The organism is Rhodococcus ruber NBRC 15591, assembly GCF_001894945.1.
GTDB lineage: Bacteria > Actinomycetota > Actinomycetes > Mycobacteriales > Mycobacteriaceae > Rhodococcus > Rhodococcus ruber.
The window spans coordinates 103,296-122,391 of the sequence record NZ_BCXE01000033.1; the positions used below are offsets into that span (position 1 = coordinate 103,296).

Consider the following 19,096-nt stretch of genomic DNA (forward strand, 5'->3'; position numbering starts at 1 on the left):
TCGGCGGTCACACTGTCGCGGTGCTGACGTCGCTGCTGGATCTGGTGCTGCCCGTCGAGTGCGGCGGTTGCGGCCGCCCCGGCGTCGGCTGGTGCCGGCGCTGCGCCCGGGACCTGGCGGACGCGCCGGCCCGGGTCCGGCCCCGCGTCGATCCCGGCGTTCCGGTGTGGGCGCTGGGGACGTACGGCGGTGCGCGTCGCCGCGCCGTGATCGCGGCCAAGGAACACGGCCGGCGCGACCTGGCCGGTCCGCTCGGCCTCGCGCTGGCCACCGCCGTGTCACGGCTGCGGCGCTGGGGGGAGCTGCCCGCCGGGCCTCTCGTCGTGGTGCCCGCCCCGACGCGAACCCGGGCGGCACGCTCTCGCGGGGGCGACCCGGTGACGCGTGCGGTGCGGGCGGCCGCCGGACACGACCGGCGCCTCGAGGTCTGCGGCCTTCTCGTCACCGGACGTGGTGTCCGCGATTCGGTGGGGTTGTCGGCTGCGCAGCGGCAGCGCAATCTGGCCGGGCGGGTGCGGGTGCGGACGGCGGGCCCGCCTCCCGGAGCGGAGGTGCTGCTCGTCGACGACGTCGTCACGACCGGCGCCACCGCCACGGAATCGGTGCGGGTTCTGCGGGCGGCGGGCCATCGCCCGTGCGGGGTGCTGGTGATCGCCGCCGCATGAGAGCCTGAGGACCCCGAGCCGCAGGCCGAGGGGCCGGGCACGTCGGGGACATCGGTCCCACCGTCAGGTGACGACGGCGTGAAATTGAGCGGAACGGTGGCACTCCCCGCCGTTCCGTACTACCGTCGCCCTCAGACCCGAAAACACAGGTAGCGGGCGCAAAACGCCCTTCAGCCGTCGTGTCGGGCGGAGCGCATTTCGCGCTCGTCGATCATGCCGGCGCGCGAGCTGCGCCGGCCGTACTCGGGAGGTACGAGTGACGATCCCTTCGAAGTCCAAGGTTCCCGCTGCTGAGGCCGAAGCCGGTACTGCGGAGTCCAACGGTCCCCGCGCCGACGTCGTCGTCAAGGGGCGCAACGTCGAGGTCCCGGATCACTTCCGGGTCTACGTGTCCGAGAAGCTCGCTCGGCTCGAACGTTTCGACCCGACGATCTTCCTGTTCGACGTCGAGTTGCAGCACGAGCGCAATCGCCGGCAGCTGAAGAGTTGCCAGCGCGTCGAGATCACCGCTCGGGCCAAGGGGCCGGTGGTGCGCGCAGAGGCATCCGCGGACAGTTTCTACGCTGCCTTCGAGTCCGTGACGGACAAGCTCGAGGCGCGGCTGCGCCGCACGAAGGACCGCCGCAAGGTACACCACGGGGAGAAGACCCCTGTCTCGGTGGCCGAGGCCACTGCCGAGCTCGCCAAGGACGATTCGCTCGGAATCTCACCGGAGATCTCGCTGGAGCAGTACGAGCCCGAGCCCTCGGGGCCGGGCCGGATCGTGCGAACGAAGGAACACACAGCCGAGCCGATGACCGTCGACGACGCGCTGTACGAGATGGAGCTGGTCGGTCACGACTTCTACCTGTTCCACGACAAGGAGACCGACAGTCCGTCCGTCGTCTACCGCCGGCACGCGTTCGACTACGGGTTGATCCGGCTCGTGTGACCACTGCGCCGCACAGCGGCGGCACCGTGCGTGCCACCCCGCCGAGCGGTCGCCCGTGGTCACCTCGTCGATAGACCGCCTACCATGGAATCCGGCCGGGGTCGATACAGGCCTCGGCCGGATTTTCGTTGTCCGTGCTGTACCCGAGATTGAGGACGAACACGCCCGTGCTGTCGCTGTCGAAGCTGCTCCGAGTCGGTGAAGGTCGCATGGTCAAGCGGCTCAAGCACATCGCCGACCACGTCGATTCCCTCTCACCCGAGTTCGAGTCCCTCACCGACGAGCAGTTGCGGGCCAAGACGGACGAGTTCCGTCGTCGCTACCAGGAGGGTGAGTCCCTCGACGAGTTGCTGCCCGAGGCGTTCGCCACGGCCCGCGAGGCGTCGTGGCGCGTGCTGGGTCAGAAGCACTACCCGGTTCAGATCATGGGCGGCGCGGCCCTGCACTTCGGCAACATCGCCGAGATGAAGACCGGTGAGGGCAAGACCCTGACCTGTGTGCTGCCCGCATACCTCAATGCCATCGCCGACGAGGGCGTGCACGTGGTGACGGTCAACGACTATCTCGCCAAGCGCGACTCCGAGTGGATGGGCCGGGTGCACCGGTCACTCGGTCTCGAGACCGCGGTGATCCTGTCCGGTCTGACGCCCGCCGAGCGGCGCACCGCATACGCCGCCGACATCACCTACGGCACCAACAACGAGTTCGGCTTCGACTACCTGCGCGACAACATGACGCACTCGCTCGACGATCTCGTGCAGCGCGGCCACAACTTCGCGATCGTCGACGAGGTCGACTCGATCCTCATCGACGAGGCCCGGACGCCGCTGATCATCTCCGGCCCGGCCGACGCGTCGAGCAAGTGGTACGCCGAGTTCGCGCGGATCGCGCCGCTGCTGAAGAAGGACGTCCACTACGAGGTGGACATCAAGAAGCGCACCATCGGCGTGCACGAAGCGGGGGTCGAGCTCGTCGAGGACCAGCTCGGCATCGACAACCTGTACGAGGCGGCGAACTCGCCGCTGGTGAGCTACCTCAACAACGCGATCAAGGCCAAGGAGCTGTACCAGCGCGACAAGGACTACATCGTCCGGGACGGCGAGGTGATCATCGTCGACGAGTTCACCGGCCGCATCCTCGTCGGACGTCGCTACAACGAGGGCATGCACCAGGCCATCGAGGCCAAGGAACGCGTCGAGATCAAGGCGGAGAACCAGACGCTCGCCACGATCACGCTGCAGAACTACTTCCGCCTCTACGACAAGCTCTCCGGCATGACGGGCACCGCCGAGACCGAGGCCGCGGAGCTGCACCAGATCTACGAGCTCGGGGTGATCCCGATCCCGACCAACAAGCCGATGGTCCGCGTGGACCAGGGCGACCTGATCTACAAGACGGAGACGGCGAAGTTCGCGGCGGTCGTCGACGACGTCGCCGAACGGCATGCCAAGGGGCAGCCGGTCCTGATCGGCACCACCAGCGTCGAACGCTCCGAGTACCTGTCCGCGCAGTTCACCAAGCGCGGCATTCCGCACAACGTGCTCAACGCCAAGTTCCACGAGCAGGAGGCGACCATCATCGCCGAGGCCGGGCGGTCCGGTGCGGTGACCGTCGCGACCAACATGGCCGGCCGCGGTACCGACATCGTGCTCGGCGGCAACCCCGACATCCTCGCCGACGTGGAGCTGCGCAAGCGGGGTCTCGACCCGGTCCACACGCCCGAGGAGTACGAGGCGGCCTGGGACGAGGCGGTCGAGCGGATCAACGCCGAGGTCAAGGCCGACGCCGACAAGGTCAGGGACGCCGGCGGCCTGTACGTCCTCGGCACCGAGCGGCACGAGTCCCGCCGGATCGACAACCAGCTGCGCGGCCGCTCCGGCCGGCAGGGAGACCCGGGCGAGTCGCGCTTCTACCTCTCGCTCGGTGACGAGTTGATGCGCCGGTTCAACGGTGCGGCGCTCGAATCGATCATGACCCGCTTGAACCTGCCCGACGACGTGCCGATCGAGGCGAAGATGGTCTCGAAGGCCATCAAGAGTGCCCAGACACAGGTCGAGCAGCAGAACTTCGAGATCCGCAAGAACGTCCTGAAGTACGACGAGGTGATGAACCAGCAGCGCACCGTCATCTACGACGAGCGTCGCCGCATCCTGCGCGGGGAGGATCTCGAAGGCCAGGTCGAGCACATGATCACGGACGTGGTCACCGCCTACGTCGACGGCGCCACCGCGGACGGTTACGTCGAGGACTGGGACCTCGAGCAGCTGTGGACGGCCCTGCGGACCCTCTACCCGGTGGGCCTCGATCACAAGGAGCTCGCTACCTCCACGGACGGCGAACCCGCGGATCTCAGCCGGGAGGAACTGCGTGAGGCGTTGCTGAAGGACGCGCACGCCGCGTACGCCCGCCGTGAGGCGGAGATCGACGCCATCGCCGGGGAGGGCGGCATGCGCGAGCTCGAGCGTCGGATCCTGCTCTCGGTGCTCGACCGCAAGTGGCGCGAACACCTCTACGAGATGGACTACCTCAAGGAGGGCATCGGCCTGCGGGCGATGGCCCAGCGCGATCCCCTCGTGGAGTACCAGCGCGAGGGCTACGACATGTTCGTCGGGATGCTCGAGGGCCTGAAGGAGGAGTCCGTCGGATTCCTGTTCAACCTGCAGGTCGAGGCCGCGCGGCCGCAGCCGGCCCCGGGGGTCGGTGTCACCGCCGCGTCCGCCGCGGCTACCGCGCAGGCCGCCCCCACCCTGACGAAGCCGGCTCCGACCCCGGCCGCCCCCGCGCCGACTCCGGCACCCACGCCCGCCCCGGCGACGCTGCGCGCGAAGGGACTCGACGAGGACGACGATCGCAATCTCACCTACACCGGGCCGGCCGAGGACGGCAGTGCCCAGGTTCGGCGCAGTTCCGCGACCTCGTCGCCGGCCGCGTCCGCACCCGGGACGACGGGCACTCGTCGGCAACGCCGGGAGGCGGCACGCAAGCAGGCCAAGGCGCAGCGCCGCCGCTGACGGTGCGTCCGGGCCGGGAGGTGGCCGGCCCGGACGCATGGTCAGCCCAGCCACACCGTGGTGAGCAGCCATCCGTGCGGCGTCCGGCGTGACACGGGGTGGCGCGAGATCCGGCCGGCCAGCGCGAACACGCGATGGCCGCGGCCGTAGGAGCCGAACAACTCGGCGGTGTCGGCGTCCACCGCACGCAGCCGGGTCCGCAGGAGCACCGCCGTCCCCGCATCGTTCGTCCTCGCGCCGACAGCTACGGACGCATGCAGCGACGGATGGAGCACGGCGGCGAGCTGGGGCTCCGGGCGGCGGCGGTCGGCTACTTCGAGGATCAACCGGGCCGCGAGGTCGGCGAACCGTCGTGCCGCCGGATCCACCTCCGGCAGTGGTCGCCCGGTCGGCGGCACGGCCTTCACCCGCGTCGAACGGCCGTCGTGCGGGGTGAGGCGCCGCTTCGCGTGCCGGCGGTGCGGTCCGGCCGGGCAGCAACGCTGCACCGGCGGCTCGAACGGAACGATGCGCCGGACGTAGCGGGCGTCGTGCTGAGGGGTCATCGATTCTCCCGGTTCCGAGGGACGACGTCGGCGCGGAACAGCCGACGGCGGGTGCGTAGACCCCGGGAGAGGACGGAGCCGCCGGTCATGGTGCCACATCCGTCTCGCCGTGTCGCCGTGTCGCCGTGTCGCCGTGTCGCCGTGTCGCCGTGTCGTTCGGGTCGTTGCATCGCCTGACCGGTGCGCGCGAACTAGGGTGGGGCGATGCGTGGACTGGTGCTCGATTTCGGTGGGGTGCTCGCGGGCCCCGGCACGGACGCGGCCGCGCTCGGCGGGATCCTCGCCGAGGTGCGCCGGCGCGGCGTGCGCACCGCGATCCTCAGCAACGATCCGGGTGGCCCCGCGGCCGCACCCCTGCGCGATCTGGGGCGGGGCCGGCTGGTGGACGAAGTGGTGCTGTCCGCGGACGTGGGCACCGCGAAACCGGATCCGCGCAGCTACCTGGCGGTGGCCCGGCGTCTCGGGCTCGAACCGTCGGCGTGTGTGTTCGTCGACGACCTGCGGGTGAACGTGGACGGTGCGGTAGCCACGGGAATGGTCGGCGTGCATCACGCCGATGCCGCCGAGGTGGTGGCGGAACTGACGGTGCTGTTCGGTCTCGACGAGCCGTCGCAGGCCGGAGCGGCTCGACGGGACGAGGACGAGAGGGATGCGGGGCGATGACCCACCGGATGTCGGCTCAGGACGCGTCGTTCTACTTTCTGGAGACAAGCAATACGCCCATGCACATCGGGTCGCTCGCCATCCTGGAGCAGCCGAGCGGCGGGCTCGACTACGAGGACGTGCTGCGGCTCGTGGAGCGCCGGCTGGCCGCGGTGCCGCGGTATCGGCAGAAGGCGCGCGAGGTCGCCCTCGGCCTGGCGCGTCCGGTGTGGGTCGACGACCGCGACTTCGACATCACCTATCACGTGCGGCGGTCGGCGCTGCCGCGGCCCGGCTCCGAAACGCAGCTGCACGAGCTGTTGGCCCGGTTGATCTCCCGTCCGCTCGACCGCTCCCGGCCGCTGTGGGAGATGTATCTCGTCGAGGGCCTCGCCGGCGACCGGTGCGCCCTGTTCACCAAGACCCACTCGGCGCTGGTGGACGGCGATCAGGCGCTCGAGATCGGGCAGGTGCTGTTCGAGCCCACCGAGACTCCCCGGGTGGATCCGGAGGAATTGTGGATGCCGGAGCCCGAGCCGAGTGACTCGGCGCTGCTGCTCGGCGCGCTCGCCGAGCTGGTGGCCAGGCCCGGTGAGGCGGTGTCGGGAGTGCGGGCGGCCGTCGGCGATCTGGCCGCGACGGCCGGGGAGGCGCTGGACGTGGTGGGCCGGCTGGCGCGCACCGCCGCCCAGTCCGCGCCCGACAGCCCGTTGAACGCCCCGATCTCCCGTAACCGCCGGTTCGCGGTGGTCAAGGCGGACCTCGAGTTGTACCGGAAGATCCGGGCGCGCTACGGCTGCACCGTCAACGACGTCGTGCTGGCGGTGATCGCGGGGGCGCTGCGGTACTGGCTGCTCTCCCGCGGGGAGCCGCTGACGGAGGCGACGGTGGTCCGGGCGATGGTGCCCATGTCGGTCTACGCGGAGGACCCGGACGTGCCGGAGGCGGGCCGGGAGGAATCCGAGACGGGTCCGCGCGGCGAGGTCTCGACCTTTCTGGTCGACCTCCCGGTGGGGGAACCGAACGCGGTCGTCCGTCTGTCCCACATCTCGCACGCCGGGGAGGCCTACTCTCGGCAGGGCCGCCGGGTCCCGGCGCGGTCGATGATGCGACTGTCCGGGTTCGCGCCCGCGACCATGCATGCCGTCGGGGCTCGTGTCGCGAGCGGATTCTCTCAGCGCATGTTCAACCTGATGATCACCAACGCGCCGGGCCCGCAGCATCCCCTCTACCTCGCCGGGGCCCGGGTCCTCGAGATGTATCCGATCTCGCCCCTGCTGAAGAATCAGGCGCTGAGCGTCGCGTTGACGTCGTACGACGGCAACGTCTACTATGGTCTCAATGCGGACCGCGACGCCATGCCCGATGTGGAGGTGCTGACGTCGCTGCTGCACGAGTCGCTCGAGGAGTTGTTGGATGCCAGTAGGTGAGTTGTGACACGGGTGTACGTACCGGCGACCATCGAGACGTTGAAGCGGTTGGTCGCCGACAGTGAGTTCGAGGCGGTGAGCGGCACCGCGTTCGCGGTCACCCCGGCGCTGCGCGAGGCGTACACCTCCGGCGACGACGAGGAACTCGCCGAGGTCGCGATGGCCGAGGCCGCCCGCGCCTCGCTGCGGCTGCTCGCCGGCCGGGCCGACGACGACCCGCCGCCCGAGTTCGGCCTGCGCCGGGTGGTGGTGGCCGCGGACGTCGACGGCGTCACCCTGCGTCCCGACCTCGACGACGCGGTGGTCCGGCTGCCCGGTCCGGTGCCGCTGTCCGCGGTGGCGTCGGTGCATGTGGACCTCGCCGCTGCGGAACCGGACATCGCCCGGGCCCTGCCGGTCGTCGATGCGGCCGACCTCGGCGACGAGGAGGCGGAGTTCGTACTGGGCGACGCCGAGGACCACGAACTCGCCTGGTACGCCACGCAGGAGCTGCAGTTCCTGCTCGAGCTGCTCTGACCCCGTGAGTGTGATCACCGTCTCGACCCAACCTACGCCTCCGTAGGGAGCTGGTAACCTACGGAGGCGTAGCCCCTGGACGAGGAGAAGTGATCGGATGGGTCTGAAGGACTGGATCGAGCGGCCGGCGGCGCACGTCGCGACGAAGGACCGATCCGTGTCGAACATCCTGCGTGGTGCGGCCGCGCGGCTGACGACACCCCTCCTTCCCGACGACTACCTGCACCTCGCCAACCCGCTGTGGTCGGCGCGCGAGCTGCGTGGACGCATCGTCGAGGTCCGCCGCGAGACCGCGGACTCCGCGACACTCGTCATCAAGCCCGGCTGGGGCTTCGACTTCGGATACGCACCGGGCCAGTACATCGGCATCGGATTGCACGTCGACGGCCGCTGGCACTGGCGTTCGTACTCGCTGACCTCCTCGCCCACGTGGGACCGCAAGCTCATCTCGATCACCGTCAAGGCCATGACCGACGGGTTCCTCTCGACCCACCTCGTCAGCGGCGTGCCCGCCGGCACGATCGTGCGGCTCGCCGAGCCCAAGGGCGAGTTCGTCCTGTCCGACCCCCCGCCGGCGAAGATCCTGTTCCTCACCGCGGGCAGCGGCATCACCCCGATCATCTCGATGCTGCGCACCCTCGACCGCCGGTCCGTGCAGGCCCATGCCGAACTGCCCGATGTGGTGCACGTCCACTCGGCGCCCACCGCCGCCGAGGTGATGTTCGCCGACGAGATCGCCCGATTCGGGGCGGATCACGAGCAGTACCACCCGTACGTGCGCCTGACGCGGGAGCAGGGCAAGTTCGCCCTCGCCGAGCTCGACACCGTGTGCCCCGACTGGCGGGAGCGTCAGGTGTGGGCGTGCGGACCGCAGGCGATGCTCGACGACATCGACCGGTTCTGGGACTCCGCGGGCCTGTCCGAGCGGCTGCACCTGGAACGCTTCGCCGTCTCCCGCGCGGACACCTCCGGCGCCGGCGGGACGGTGACCTTCGCCAAGTCCGGCAAGACCGTCGCCGTCGACGGTGCGACGACCCTGCTCGAGGCCGGTGAAAGCGCCGGCGCGCTGATGCCGTTCGGCTGCCGGATGGGAATCTGTCAGACTTGTGTGGTGCCCTTGGAGAAGGGGCATGTCGTCGACCTCCGGTCCGGCAAGGAACACGCCGAGGGGGAGCGGGTACAGACCTGCATCTCCGCGGCTGCCGGAGACTGCACGCTCGGCGCCTGACGCACTACCCACCCGTTCCAGGGGGAAGGACCCCGGTGGCAATCACCGACATCACCGAGTTCGCTCACCTCACCGACGCGGACATCGAGGAACTCGGCCGCGAGTTCGACGCGATCCGTCGCGACATCGAGGACGCCCGAGGGCTGCGCGACGCCCGCTACATCCGCAACACCATCCGTCTGCAACGCGTCCTCGAGATCGGCGGTCGCGCGGCGCTGTTCGGCAGCCGCCGGCGTCCGCTGTGGCTGCTCGGCACGGGCCTGCTCTCGCTGTCGAAGATCATCGAGAACATGGAGCTCGGGCACAACGTGATGCACGGGCAGTGGGACTGGATGAACGATCCGGAGATCCACTCGACCTCGTGGGAATGGGATCAAACGGGTCCGTCGCAGCACTGGAAGCGCGCCCACAACTACGCGCACCACACCTACACGAACATCGTCGGGATGGACGACGACGTGGGCTTCGGCATCCTGCGGATGACGCGCGACGAGAAGTGGCGGCCGATCAACCTGCTGCAGCCCCTGGCCAACCTGATCCTCGCAGCCACGTTCGAGTGGGGCATCGCACTGCACGACCTCGATGCCGAGAAGAAGGCTGCCGGGGTGCCGGAAGGCCAGTGGAACTCCCAGCCCACCAAGGACTTCGCGCGCAAGATCGCGCGGCAGCTGGGCAAGGACCTGGTGCTGTTCCCGGCCATGACGGGCCGTGCGTGGCGCAGCACGATCACGGCGAACCTCACGGCGAACCTGGTGCGGAACCTGTGGGCGTACGTGGTGATCTTCTGCGGCCACTTTCCCGACGGCGCCGAGAAGTTCACCGTGGCGCAGTACGAGAACGAGACGCAGGGGCAGTGGTACCTGCGGCAGCTGCTCGGTAGCGCCAACATCGATGCCGGCCCGGTGATGGCCTTCATGACCGGCAATCTGAGTTACCAGATCGAGCACCACCTGTTCCCGGACCTGCCCAGCAACCGCTACCCCGAGATCGCGGAGCGGGTCCGCGCGCTGTGTGCGAAGTACGACCTGCCGTACACCAGCGGTCCGCTCGGTAAGCAGTACCTGCTCGCGCTGCGCACGATCCACAAGCTGGCACTGCCGGACGCGTGGCTGCGGGCCACGTCGGACGACGCCCCGGAGACCTCCTCCGAACGCAAGTTCCGGCGTCCCGATCTGCCGCGGGTGCGGTCGGTGGGGGAGCGTCGTGAGGGGCTCGCGACCGCGCTGCGGACCCTGCGGGCCGCCAAGCGCGCAACCCGCCGGAAGTGATCTGCCGCACAAGCTACATCTCCGTAACCTACGGATTCGTAACTTACGGTACGGTAGGCGCATGGCCATTTCGGACATCAAGGAGTACGCGCACCTCACCGAGGCGGACGTCGAGGCCCTCGGCCGGGAGCTCGACGCCATCCGGCGGGACATCGAGGACTCCCGCGGCGAGCGCGACGCCCGCTACATCCGCAACACGATCCGGCTGCAGCGCGGCCTGGAGCTGAGTGGGCGTGCGGTGCTGTTCGGCAGCCGCCGGCGGCCGCTGTGGCTGCTCGGTGCGGGCCTGCTCGGCCTCTCGAAGATCGTCGAGAACATGGAGCTCGGGCACAACGTGATGCACGGGCAGTGGGACTGGATGAACGATCCCGAGGTCCACTCCGTCCACTGGGAGTGGGACAACGCCGACCCGTCCGCGCACTGGAAGCAGACCCACAACTACCTGCACCACAAGTACACCAACATCCTCGGCATGGACGACGACGTGGGATACGGCCTGCTGCGGGTGACGCGCGACCAGCGCTGGTCGCCGTTCAACTACGGCAACATCGTCTACAACGCCCTGCTCGCCCTGCTGTTCCAGTACGGCGTCGCGGTCCAGCACCTCGAACTCGGCAAGGTCGCCAAGGGCCGCGACGACCGCGCCGAGACCAAGCGCAAGCTGCGCGAGGTGGGGGACAAGATCGGTCGCCAGATCGCCAAGGACTACGTGGTCTATCCGGCGCTGACGGGTAAGGCGTGGAGGTCCACGCTCACCGCGAACATGACGGCCAACGTGATCCGCAATCTGTGGACCAACGCGGTCATCTTCTGCGGGCACTTCCCCGACGGCGCCGAGAAGTTCACCAAGGCCGACGTCGACAACGAGACGCAGGCGCAGTGGTACCTGCGCCAGATGCTCGGCAGCGCCAACATCTCCGGCGGCCCGGTCATGGACTTCATGACCGGCAACCTGAGCTACCAGATCGAACACCACCTGTTCCCGGACCTGCCGTCGAACCGGTACGCCGAGATCGCGGTGCGGGTGCGCGAGCTGTGCGACAAGTACGACCTGCCGTACACCACCGGCCCGCTCGCCGTGCAGTACTTCAAGTCCTGGCGCACCATCGCCAAGCTGTCGCTGCCGAACAAGTACCTCGCGGACACCCCGGACGCGGCCCCGGAAACCGCGTCCGAGCGCGGCTTCGGCGGCACCGCCGTCGTGGACCCTGCGACCGGCCGGCGACGCGGCCTGGCCACCGCGATCCGCGAGAACCGCCGGGTCCGCGGCGTGCGCCGTCTCCTCGGCATGCGCTGATCCCGAATCCCCACCGAGCGCCCGGCGTCCCTGTGACACCGGGCGCTCGGCGTCCCTGTGACACCGGGCGCTCGGCGTCCCTGTGACACCCGGCGTCCGGGGACCGGGCTCACCAGGATTCGTTGGCGGCGATCGCGGTCAGCAGTGTGCGTACGGCCATCGCGCGGCGCCCGGACTTGCCCTCGAGGGCGTCGAGTGCGCACTCGGGGTCCGCGGGCGGGCCCAGGTGGGTGCAGCCACGGGGACAGTCCTCCACCGCGTCGGCGAGATCCGAGAACGCGGCGATCACGTCGTCGGCATCGATGTGAGCGAGCCCGAACGACCTGATCCCGGGGGTGTCGATCACCCACCCGCCGCCCGGCAACGGCAGCGCCACCGACTGCGTGGAGGTGTGCCGGCCCTTCCCGACCCCCGAGACCTCGCCGGTGGCGCGGTCGGCATCCGGGACGAGCCGGTTGACCAGAGTGGACTTTCCCACGCCGGAATGGCCGATCAGCGCGGTCGACCTGCCCGCCAGCATCGCCGTCAGCTCCGACAGGTCCTGCTCGCGGCCCGCCAGCACCACGGGAACGTCCAGATCCGCGAACTGCGCCGTGAACTCCCCGGGATCGGCCAGATCGCTCTTCGTCAGGCACAGCACCGGTTCCAGCCCGCCCGCAAACGCGGCGACCATGGACCGTTCGACCAGCCCGGTCCGAGGCGGCGGATCGGCCAGTGCGACGACGATCAGCAGCTGCTCCGCGTTGGCCACGACGATCCGCTCGAACGGGTCGGTGTCGTCGGCGGTGCGGCGCAACACCGTGGTGCGTTCCTGTACCCGCACGATGCGCGCAAGCGTGTCGGGCCGCCCCGACAGGTCCCCGACCACCGCGACCCGATCCCCGACGACGACAGGGGTACGGCCGAGCTCCCGGGCCCGCATCGCGACGACCGGCCGCGCGGGATCACCCTCCAGCACGCAGCCCCACCGGCCACGGTCGACGGAGACGACCATCGCTTCGACGGCGTCCCGATGGGCCGGCCGGTCCTTCGTGCGCGGCCGCGAGCCCTTGCCCGGACGGATCCGGACGTCGGTCTCGTCGTAGGTCCGCCGGCTCAGGAGCGCGCTCCCCTCAGCATCCCGGCCCACAGCTCGGGGAAGCCGGGCAGGGTCTTGGCCGTCGTGCCGATGTCCTCGACCTCGATGCCGTCGACCACGAGTCCCACGATCGCGCCCGCCGTCGCCATCCGGTGATCCGCATACGAATGCCAGCGTCCGCCGTGCAGCGGCGCGGGCACGATGTGCAGGCCGTCCGCAAGCTCGGTGGCGGAACCGCCGAGCTTGCCGAGCTCCGTGACCAGGGCGGCCAGGCGGTCCGTCTCGTGCCCGCGCAGGTGGGCGATGCCCCGCAGCGTGGACGGGGTGGTCGCCAGCGCCGCGAGTGCGGCGACCGTGGGGGCGAGCTCGCCGACGTCGTGCAGGTCGACGTCGAGGCCGCGCAGATGCTTCGGGCCTCGCACGGTGAGCGTTCCGTCGGACAGTGCGACGTCGGCACCCATCTGCTCGAGGATTCCGCGGATCGCGTCGCCGGCCTGGGTGGTGCGCTGCGGCCATCGCGGCACCGACACCGTGCCGGCCGTGACGGCCGCGGCCGCCAGGAACGGGGTCGCGTTGGACAGGTCGGGCTCGACGACCCGGTCCACGGCGCGGACCGGGCCCGGTGCGACCCGCCAGGTGTCGGGCACGGACGTGTCGACCGTCACCGCGGACTCGCGCAGCATCTCGACGGTCATGTCGATGTGCGGCATGGACGGCACGGCCGCCCCGGCGTGCCGCACCGTGACGCCCTCGACGAACGCGGCGGCGGAGAGCAGCAGACCCGAGACGAACTGTGACGACCCCGACGCGTCGATGGTGACGGTGCCGCCGCGCAGGGAGCCGCGCCCGCGCACGGTGAAGGGCAGGGTGTCGCCGTCGACGTCGGCGCCGAGCGAGCGCAGGGCCTCGAGGACGGTGCCCATCGGGCGGGTACGCGCCTGCTCGTCACCGTCGAAGAAGACGTCGCCGTCGGCCAGCGCCGCGAGGGGCGGCACGAATCGCATCACCGTTCCCGCCAGGCCGCAGTCCACCCGGGCGCCGTGCAGCCGGCCGGGGATGACGTGCAGCGTGGTGCCGTCGTCTCGCTCGTCGATCGTCGTGCCCAGTCCGCGCAGGGCCGCGATCATCAGGTCGGTGTCGCGACTGCGCAGCGCACCGGTCACGGTGGACGGGCCGTCCGCGAGCGCAGCGAGGATCAGGGCGCGGTTGGTGATCGACTTGGACCCGGGCAGCGTGACGGAACTGTCGACGGGTGACTCGGCTCGGGGCGCACTCCACGGATTCACCCGTCCATCTTCGCCTATCCGCAGCCGGCAGCCACCTGCCACACCCCGCGGCCGGGTGCGGTCCGCGGCGCGGGTGGTCGGCGCGGCACCTCCCGGGCGCCCCCGCATCAGGCCCCGGCGGTGATCGGCGCCACCACTGCTCCCGTGAGCCGCACCAGGTCCGCCGGGGCGAGTTCGATCTCGAGGCCGCGGCGTCCGGCGCTGCACAGGACCCGGTCCCACTGGTGCGCGGAGGCGTCGACGGCGGTGCGCAGCCGGCTGCGCTGACCCAGCGGTGAGATTCCCCCGAGGACGTAGCCGGTGGCGCGTTCGGCGTCGCTGCGTTCGGCCATGACCGCCTTGCCGCCCCCGAGGGCGGCCGCGGCCGCCTTCAGCGACAGCGTCGCCGGGACCGGGATCACGGCCACCGCGAGCTTGCCGTCGGAGAGCTTGATCACGAGGGTCTTGAAGATCTGGGCGGGGGCCACCCCGAGCCGCTGCCCGAGGAGCTCGACGGCCTCGGAACCGAACGAGCCGGCTCGCGGGTCGTGCGGGTACTCGTGGACGCGGTGGGTGACTTTCTCGCGTGTCAGCAGCGTGGTCGCGGGAGTGGAGGTCGAGGCCATGCGCGTCAATGTAGGGAACAAGCACCCACCCTGTCGTGTTGATTCCGGGTGGCCGCCACGATCGGCGTGGCCGGTGACCGAGAGCGAGGAGTGCCGCGTGCCTGTGCTGTGCCCGTCCCGGCCGGTAGCCTTCACGGATACGGCAAGTGAAGGGATCGGTGTGGTCGAGGAGTCTGGTACGGAACTGGCCGAACGGTTCGAGCGGGATGCATTGCCCCTGCTCGATCAGCTCTACGGCGCGGCGCTGCGGATGACCCGCAACCCCGCGGACGCGGAGGATCTGGTTCAGGAGACGTATATCAAGGCGTTCTCCGCCTTCTCCTCGTTCAAGGAGGGGACCAATCTCAAGGCGTGGCTGTACCGCATCCTGACGAACACCTACATCAACTCCTACCGCAAGAAGCAGCGCCAGCCCGCTCAGTACCCCACCGAGGAGATCACCGACTGGCAGCTGGCGGCGACGGCCGAGCACAGCTCCACCGGTCTGCGGTCGGCCGAGGTCGAGGCGCTCGACGCGCTTCCCGACGACGACATCAAGGCCGCGTTGCAGGAGCTGCCCGAGGAGTTCCGGATGGCGGTGTACTACGCCGACGTCGAGGGTTTCCCGTACAAGGAGATCGCGGAGATCATGGGCACGCCCATCGGCACGGTCATGTCACGGCTGCACCGCGGCCGCAAGCAGCTGCGCGGCCTGCTGGCCGATGTCGCGCGGGAGCGAGGATTCAACCGGAGCGGGGCCGTGGACGCTGCTGTCGGACACGGCGTGGACAACAAGGAGGTCTCGAGGTGAGCGAGTCGGCCGACTTCGATCAGCTCGACTGTTCCGCAGTGATCGCGGACGTCTATCTGCTGCTCGACAGCGAGTGCGACGACCGGTCGCGTGAGCGTCTGCAGCGCCATCTCGACGACTGCGGGTCCTGCCTCGAGGCGTACGGGCTCGAATCCCAGCTCAAGTCCCTGCTCAGCCGCAAGTGCGGCGGCGAGCACGCCCCGGAGGGCCTGCGGGAGCGGCTGCTGGTCGAGATCCGGCGGACCGTCGTCGTGACGCGCACCGACGTCCGGGATTGACCACCCGACACGCGTGAGGGGGCCGGAAGCAGCTGCTTCCGGCCCCCTCACGCGTGTGTGCGCGCCTCAGGCGTTGGGACGCTTGCCGTGGTTGGCGGCGTTACCCTTGCGACTGCGCTTCTTGCGGCCTCGCTTACCCATGGTCCGATCTCCTTTCTGGTTCATTACAGTGTTTCACGTGTGGTCCGGTGGCCCTGAAAGCAGGGCCACCGTCTTCTTCGTGGAATGAGGTGCCCGATGGCCGAAGACGTGCGCGCCGAGATGGTCTCCACCGTGTTCGAGGTGGTGGTGCAGGAAGGGGACGTCGTCGCCGAGGGCGACACGCTGGTGATCCTGGAGTCCATGAAGATGGAGATTCCGGTGCTCGCCGAGACGTCGGGCACCGTGACCTCACTGGACGTGGTCGTCGGCGACGTCGTGCAGCAGGGCGACCTCATCGCGGTCATCTCCTGAGTCCGCACGTGCCGCCCGTGTCCACCCTCAGCGCTCTTCTCGCCGAGCACACCGACCTGCCGGGCGGTGCGGTCGACCACCTGCAGCGAGTCGTCGGCGAATGGCAGTTGCTCGCGGACCTGTCCTTCGCGGACGTCCTGTTGTGGGTGAGCGCCGAGCCGAGTGGGGTGGTGTGCGTGGCGCAGTGCCGCCCCACCACCGCATCGACCGTGCTGCCCGAGGACATGGTGGGTTCGGTGGTGTCCGAGCGGGAGCACCCGCACGTGTTGCGGGCCCTCGAGACCGGAGTGGTCGTCTCTGCGGACGCGCGGCCCAGCCACGTCGCGCCGCTGCGCCGGCAGGCGGTGCCGGTCCGCTGGGACGGGCAGGTCATCGCCGTTCTGAGCCGCGACGCGGCCACCGTGGCCAGGCGCACCAAGAGCGCCCTCGAGACCGCGTACCTCGAGTGCGCCGACGCCCTGTTCACGATGATCTGCGAGGGCACCTTCCCGACCACGGAATCGCGTTCGGACACCAAGTCGAGCCCCCGCGCGGGCGACGGCTTCATCCGCCTCGACCGGTCCGGCCGGGTGGTGTATGCGAGCCCGAATGCCCTGTCCGCCTACCACCGGATGGGGTTGAACTCCGACCTGCTCGGCCAGAACCTGATCGAGACGACACGCGCGCTGGTGACCGATCCGTTCGAGAGCGAGGACGTCGAGAGCTACCTGCGGGGTGCGGTGCGCGGCAAGCTGGGACGGCCCATGGAGATCGAGGCACGCGGGGCCACCGTGCTGCTGCGTGCGCTGGTGCTCGCGCCCGGCGGCCGGCTCGAGGGTGCGGCGGTGGTCATCCGCGACGTCACCGAGGTCAAGCGGCGCGATCGGGCGTTGCTGAGCAAGGATGCCACGATCCGGGAGATCCACCACCGGGTGAAGAACAACCTGCAGACGGTCGCGGCCCTGCTGCGGCTGCAGGCGCGACGCACCGGCAACACCGAGGCCCGGCAGGCGCTGGCCGAGGCGGTGCGCCGGGTGACGTCGATCGCGCTCGTGCACGAGGCGCTGTCGATGTCGGTGGACGAGGAGGTCGATCTCGACGACGTCGTCGACCGGCTGATCCCCATCGTCGTCGACGTCGCGGCCGTGGGCAGTCAGGTCCGGGTGCGCCGGGAGGGCAGCCTGGGGGTATTCCCCGCCGAGCGGGCGACACCGCTGGTGATGGTGCTCACCGAACTCGTGCAGAACTCGGTCGAGCATGCCTTCGATCCGGGTGCGGCCGGCACCGTGACGCTGCGGGCCGAGCGGTCGGCCCGCTGGCTCGACGTGGTGGTCCACGACGAGGGCAAGGGACTGCCGGAGGGATTCGACCTCGAGAGCTCGGACCGGTTGGGCCTGCAGATCGTCCGCACGCTCGTCGCCGCCGAACTCGGCGGCACGTTGCGGCTCGAGCGGGGCGCGACGACGGGAACGGATGCGCGGCTGCGGGTTCCGCTGGGCCGGGTGGCGCTCGGCTGAGCCCCGGTGGGGAGTCCGGCGGGAACCAGGCCCGCGGAGGCAGGAAGGCCCGGCACCGAAGCGGTGCCGGGCCTTCCCGGAGATCTGTGGCGGTGGGCCGTGTCAGACCGCGGAGCGCGCCCGGGTGCGGGCGTTGCGGCGCTTGAGGGCACGACGCTCGTCCTCGCTCATGCCGCCCCACACGCCCGCGTCCTGACCGGACTCGAGGGCCCACGAGAGGCACTCGGCGGTGACGGGGCAGCGGTTGCACACGAGCTTGGCGTCGGCGATCTGCGCGAGGGCCGGGCCGCTGTTACCGACGGGGAAGAACAGCTCGGGATCCTCGTCGCGGCAGATGGCCTTGTGGCGCCAGTCCATGCTTCTACTCTCCTTCGATAGTGCTCGTCGCACCGGCTGATCGTGGTGGCAAGTTCATGCGTGCGTCGGCAAGTGTTTCCGCGCGGTTACTTGTGAATGCTTTCACGAACCAGCGTGAAGTCAATAGGAATCGACACGACCGTGGGGAAGCTCACGCCGGCTGTGGCCCGTTCCGGGACTCGAACTTCCTTTGTACACCGCGGAACACAAAAATGTAACCCGGGTCACTCCACGGACGGGGTGGGTGCCACGACCTCGAGCACGGCCGGAACCGACACGAACTCCACCTCGGTGCGAAGACCGAGGTAGTCCCCGTCCACCTGCAGGCCGATCGGCCGGCTCGATTCCGCTCGCACCCGTGCGACGTCGTCGACCCGCACCAAGCGGCGGGAGTTCGGATTCCCGTGGCGCGCGAGCAACTGGCGGACCACCCGCAAGCTTGCGAACACCGCCGTCGTCGTCATCGCGAAGACACCGAGCCCGGTGTCGAACGAGGTGCCCGGATTGGTGTGCACCGGGCGCTTGTCCAGATAGGTCCACGGGCTCGAATTGGAGACGAACGCGTAGTACACGCCCGGGATCGGCGGCCGTCCGGGCAGCGTCAGCGTCAGCGCGGGCTCGGCACCCTTGGACTTGAAGAACTGCGTGATCGAATGCACGACGTATCGGGCGGTCGTGACCTTCCGCCCGCCCAGCCGGCTCAGGTCGACGGCCTCGCACACCTGTGCGTCGAGTCCGAGCCCCGCATTGAAGACGAACCACCGGCCGTCGCAGTGGCCGAGACCGATCCGGCGGGTCGTGCGCCGGGCCAGCAGATCGAGCAGTTGCGCGGTCGCCTTCACCGGATCGGCGTCCACACCCAGCGAACGGGCGAAGACGTTGGCCGACCCGCCGGGGACGACCGCGAGCAGCGGGAGCGTGGGGTCGGCAACCCGCTCGGACGGGGTACCGAGCAGGCCGTTGACGATCTCGTTGACGGTGCCGTCGCCGCCGTGCGCGACGACGACGTCCATTCCGTCGGCGTGCGCCGAGCGGGCCAGTTCGGCGGCGTGCCCCCGATGGGTGGTGTGGGCGACGGTGAGGGAGACCCGATCGGCGAGCGCGCGGGCCAACCGGTCGCGACCGGCCGGAGTGGTGGTCGTCGCGTTGGGGTTCACGATCAGCAGTGCGCGCACGGAGCATCAGCCTAAGTGGTCTCGCACGGGTCCACTACGCTGGCC

20 protein-coding genes are annotated in these 19,096 nt (G+C 70.0%); 13 read left to right on the plus strand and 7 right to left on the minus strand.

Features of this window, described 5'->3' with window-relative positions:
* The first annotated feature begins 20 nt into the window (after positions 1–20).
* The 3 genes from RR3_RS19395 (at position 21) to secA (ending at position 4,607) form a co-directional block, all read left to right on the plus strand.
* Entirely contained in the window at positions 21–665 is a 645-nt protein-coding gene (locus RR3_RS19395; RefSeq protein ID WP_010594744.1) for a ComF family protein, read from the plus strand.
* A gap of 256 nt (positions 666–921) precedes the next feature.
* A complete protein-coding gene (gene hpf / locus RR3_RS19400; RefSeq protein ID WP_017679572.1) occupies positions 922–1,596 on the plus strand; it encodes a ribosome hibernation-promoting factor, HPF/YfiA family in 675 nt (224 codons plus the stop codon).
* 209 nt (positions 1,597–1,805) lie between these two features.
* Positions 1,806–4,607 (plus strand): preprotein translocase subunit SecA, encoded by a 2,802-nt coding sequence (gene secA / locus RR3_RS19405; RefSeq protein WP_051059569.1) that lies wholly within the window; start codon positions 1,806–1,808, stop codon positions 4,605–4,607.
* Between the two features lie 41 nt (positions 4,608–4,648).
* On the opposite strand, the gene RR3_RS19410 is transcribed toward secA, so the two are convergent.
* Positions 4,649–5,152, minus strand: a complete 504-nt coding sequence (locus RR3_RS19410; protein WP_017679570.1) for an Rv3235 family protein — start codon at positions 5,150–5,152, stop codon at positions 4,649–4,651.
* Between the two features lie 204 nt (positions 5,153–5,356).
* Between RR3_RS19410 and RR3_RS19415 the strand changes: the two genes are divergently transcribed.
* The 6 genes from RR3_RS19415 (at position 5,357) to RR3_RS19440 (ending at position 11,533) form a co-directional block, all read left to right on the plus strand.
* Positions 5,357–5,815 carry an HAD-IA family hydrolase gene (locus tag RR3_RS19415; RefSeq protein WP_010594740.1) on the plus strand — a complete coding sequence of 153 codons (459 nt, stop codon included), beginning with the start codon at positions 5,357–5,359 and terminating at the stop codon, positions 5,813–5,815.
* Positions 5,812–7,224 carry a WS/DGAT/MGAT family O-acyltransferase gene (locus RR3_RS19420; RefSeq protein ID WP_010594739.1) on the plus strand — a complete coding sequence of 471 codons (1,413 nt, stop codon included), beginning with the start codon at positions 5,812–5,814 and terminating at the stop codon, positions 7,222–7,224. Before RR3_RS19415 ends, RR3_RS19420 begins: the two co-directional genes overlap by 4 nt.
* A gap of 3 nt (positions 7,225–7,227) precedes the next feature.
* The gene (locus RR3_RS19425; protein ID WP_026137493.1) at positions 7,228–7,740 is read left to right on the plus strand and encodes a DUF6912 family protein; all 513 of its coding nucleotides are present in this window, start codon (positions 7,228–7,230) and stop codon (positions 7,738–7,740) included.
* A 97-nt stretch (positions 7,741–7,837) separates the two neighbouring features.
* Positions 7,838–8,968, plus strand: a complete 1,131-nt coding sequence (locus RR3_RS19430; RefSeq protein ID WP_017679566.1) for a ferredoxin reductase — start codon at positions 7,838–7,840, stop codon at positions 8,966–8,968.
* 35 nt (positions 8,969–9,003) lie between these two features.
* The gene (locus RR3_RS19435) at positions 9,004–10,236 is read left to right on the plus strand and encodes a fatty acid desaturase family protein (protein ID WP_017679565.1); all 1,233 of its coding nucleotides are present in this window, start codon (positions 9,004–9,006) and stop codon (positions 10,234–10,236) included.
* A 61-nt stretch (positions 10,237–10,297) separates the two neighbouring features.
* Positions 10,298–11,533, plus strand: coding sequence for a fatty acid desaturase family protein (locus RR3_RS19440; RefSeq protein WP_017679564.1), 1,236 nt, complete (start codon positions 10,298–10,300; stop codon positions 11,531–11,533).
* Positions 11,534–11,642: 109 nt separating this feature from the next.
* Here RR3_RS19440 and rsgA read toward each other — a convergent pair whose 3' ends face one another.
* The 3 genes from rsgA to ybaK form a co-directional block, all read right to left on the minus strand.
* A complete protein-coding gene (gene rsgA / locus RR3_RS19445) occupies positions 11,643–12,662 on the minus strand; it encodes a ribosome small subunit-dependent GTPase A (protein ID WP_040272459.1) in 1,020 nt (339 codons plus the stop codon).
* The gene (gene aroA / locus RR3_RS19450; RefSeq protein WP_010594731.1) at positions 12,629–13,897 is read right to left on the minus strand and encodes a 3-phosphoshikimate 1-carboxyvinyltransferase; all 1,269 of its coding nucleotides are present in this window, start codon (positions 13,895–13,897) and stop codon (positions 12,629–12,631) included. The genes rsgA and aroA overlap by 34 nt, the downstream gene beginning before the upstream one ends.
* Positions 13,898–14,004: 107 nt before the next feature.
* Positions 14,005–14,502 carry a Cys-tRNA(Pro) deacylase gene (gene ybaK, locus RR3_RS19455; RefSeq protein ID WP_010594730.1) on the minus strand — a complete coding sequence of 166 codons (498 nt, stop codon included), beginning with the start codon at positions 14,500–14,502 and terminating at the stop codon, positions 14,005–14,007.
* A 160-nt stretch (positions 14,503–14,662) separates the two neighbouring features.
* Here ybaK and RR3_RS19460 point away from each other — a divergent pair, with 160 nt between their 5' ends.
* Together RR3_RS19460 and rsrA are read left to right on the plus strand one after the other, a co-directional pair.
* Positions 14,663–15,292 (plus strand): sigma-70 family RNA polymerase sigma factor, encoded by a 630-nt coding sequence (locus RR3_RS19460; RefSeq protein ID WP_010594729.1) that lies wholly within the window; start codon positions 14,663–14,665, stop codon positions 15,290–15,292.
* Positions 15,289–15,570: a mycothiol system anti-sigma-R factor gene (gene rsrA, locus RR3_RS19465; protein WP_010594728.1), complete on the plus strand. Its 282-nt coding sequence runs from the start codon at positions 15,289–15,291 to the stop codon at positions 15,568–15,570. The genes RR3_RS19460 and rsrA overlap by 4 nt, the downstream gene beginning before the upstream one ends.
* Before the next feature lie 66 nt (positions 15,571–15,636).
* Here the strand turns inward: rsrA and RR3_RS25345 are convergent, their stop codons facing one another.
* Complete coding sequence (locus RR3_RS25345) at positions 15,637–15,711, minus strand: 50S ribosomal protein bL37 (protein WP_022597109.1); 75 nt, start codon at positions 15,709–15,711, stop codon at positions 15,637–15,639.
* 96 nt (positions 15,712–15,807) lie between these two features.
* Between RR3_RS25345 and RR3_RS19470 the strand changes: the two genes are divergently transcribed.
* Both RR3_RS19470 and RR3_RS19475 read left to right on the plus strand, forming a co-directional pair.
* Complete coding sequence (locus RR3_RS19470; RefSeq protein WP_003939128.1) at positions 15,808–16,023, plus strand: biotin/lipoyl-binding carrier protein; 216 nt, start codon at positions 15,808–15,810, stop codon at positions 16,021–16,023.
* A gap of 17 nt (positions 16,024–16,040) precedes the next feature.
* Positions 16,041–17,519 carry a sensor histidine kinase gene (locus RR3_RS19475; protein ID WP_017679563.1) on the plus strand — a complete coding sequence of 493 codons (1,479 nt, stop codon included), beginning with the start codon at positions 16,041–16,043 and terminating at the stop codon, positions 17,517–17,519.
* A gap of 102 nt (positions 17,520–17,621) precedes the next feature.
* On the opposite strand, the gene RR3_RS19480 is transcribed toward RR3_RS19475, so the two are convergent.
* Together RR3_RS19480 and RR3_RS19485 are read right to left on the minus strand one after the other, a co-directional pair.
* The gene (locus RR3_RS19480) at positions 17,622–17,876 is read right to left on the minus strand and encodes a WhiB family transcriptional regulator (protein ID WP_003939130.1); all 255 of its coding nucleotides are present in this window, start codon (positions 17,874–17,876) and stop codon (positions 17,622–17,624) included.
* A gap of 224 nt (positions 17,877–18,100) precedes the next feature.
* Complete coding sequence (locus RR3_RS19485) at positions 18,101–19,051, minus strand: diacylglycerol/lipid kinase family protein (protein ID WP_010594726.1); 951 nt, start codon at positions 19,049–19,051, stop codon at positions 18,101–18,103.
* Between the last annotated feature and the right edge of the window lie 45 nt (positions 19,052–19,096).

Excerpts from the sequence above, each read along its gene's own strand:
- RR3_RS19420 (WP_010594739.1), top strand. The coding sequence starts at position 5,812 with ATGACCCACCGGATGTCGGCTCAGGACGCGTCGTTCTACTTTCTGGAG.
- RR3_RS19440 (WP_017679564.1), top strand. The coding sequence starts at position 10,298 with ATGGCCATTTCGGACATCAAGGAGTACGCGCACCTCACCGAGGCGGAC.
- RR3_RS19410 (WP_017679570.1), bottom strand. The coding sequence starts at position 5,152 with ATGACCCCTCAGCACGACGCCCGCTACGTCCGGCGCATCGTTCCGTTC.
- secA (WP_051059569.1), top strand. The coding sequence starts at position 1,806 with ATGGTCAAGCGGCTCAAGCACATCGCCGACCACGTCGATTCCCTCTCA.
- RR3_RS19480 (WP_003939130.1), bottom strand. The coding sequence starts at position 17,876 with ATGGACTGGCGCCACAAGGCCATCTGCCGCGACGAGGATCCCGAGCTG.
- ybaK (WP_010594730.1), bottom strand. The coding sequence starts at position 14,502 with ATGGCCTCGACCTCCACTCCCGCGACCACGCTGCTGACACGCGAGAAA.
- RR3_RS19430 (WP_017679566.1), top strand. The coding sequence starts at position 7,838 with ATGGGTCTGAAGGACTGGATCGAGCGGCCGGCGGCGCACGTCGCGACG.
- RR3_RS19470 (WP_003939128.1), top strand. The coding sequence starts at position 15,808 with ATGGCCGAAGACGTGCGCGCCGAGATGGTCTCCACCGTGTTCGAGGTG.
- RR3_RS19415 (WP_010594740.1), top strand. The coding sequence starts at position 5,357 with ATGCGTGGACTGGTGCTCGATTTCGGTGGGGTGCTCGCGGGCCCCGGC.